We start from the raw sequence: 283 nt of genomic DNA on the forward strand, positions 1-283 counted from the left end.
TGTCAGCATCCGGGAGGTCGCCCTCGACGCCGAGCAGTTGCAGCTTCGCGCCGCTCGGGATCGACGCACCAGCCTGCTCACCAGACCTGAACGCCGTCGCCAGTGCCAAACCATTCTCACGCTCGGCAGCGATCCACGCATCACGCTCCAGCGCCGTCGCTCCATCCGGCACAGGCGCACCCGTATACACCGGAACGCCGAGACCGTTGCGGTCGACAGTCAACGCCTGGGAGCGCAGCAGTCGATCTTTGATGAGCCAGTTCTTGTAGCACGATCGCAGTAG

1 protein-coding gene is annotated in these 283 nt (G+C 64.3%); it reads right to left on the reverse strand.

The annotated features are described in order from the left end of the window. Positions 1 to 283, reverse strand: a 283-nt coding sequence (locus Q5762_RS37970) for a hypothetical protein (RefSeq protein WP_315896870.1), incomplete at both ends; no start/stop codon positions are given.

It is taken from the genome of Streptomyces sp. P9(2023) (genome assembly GCF_032436795.1).
GTDB lineage: Bacteria > Actinomycetota > Actinomycetes > Streptomycetales > Streptomycetaceae > Streptomyces.